The organism is Bartonella vinsonii subsp. berkhoffii ATCC 51672 (genome assembly GCF_902825225.1).
In the GTDB taxonomy this organism is placed as follows: domain Bacteria; phylum Pseudomonadota; class Alphaproteobacteria; order Rhizobiales; family Rhizobiaceae; genus Bartonella; species Bartonella berkhoffii.
Window position 1 is genome coordinate 1 of sequence record NZ_CADEAK010000331.1, and the last position, 389, is coordinate 389.

General features: G+C 38.0%; 2 pseudogenes. Both read right to left on the minus strand.

From position 1 onward, the window contains the following. Positions 1-175 (minus strand): annotated as a pseudogene (locus J7R10_RS09485) (leucyl aminopeptidase family protein); the annotation flags it as partial. Positions 176-188: 13 nt separating this feature from the next. Further along, a pseudogene (locus J7R10_RS10185) lies at positions 189-389 on the minus strand (type I pantothenate kinase); the annotation flags it as partial.

The window sequence follows — 389 nt, forward strand, 5'->3', positions numbered from 1 at the left end:
TTTCGAGAGGAACGAAGAGTATTTGTCCTGCTTTGCCGGTATAATCATTCACTTTCATCCATGTTATTATTGATGAATCAAGCGATAACTCAGCACTATTTCTTTGTTTTACCAAACGTATGGGACAACTATTATCGCAACGTCTTGTGCTACAGTGAATGTGATGTACGTCCATATTTATGAAATCATCAAAGCCGTCGACGTGCGACATATTCAACCCAATGGTCTTTCCCTTTACGGAGACTGAGATCAGACCGTGGACGTGTTGGCTATATATTTTCTTGTATATTTTTTAAATTAATGGTTTGCCAAAGGTCTTTGGCGCTTTTTAAACTTTCTTTTTCGGTTTGGTGTGCTTAACGATGATTGTAGGATTTCGGATTTTGAAC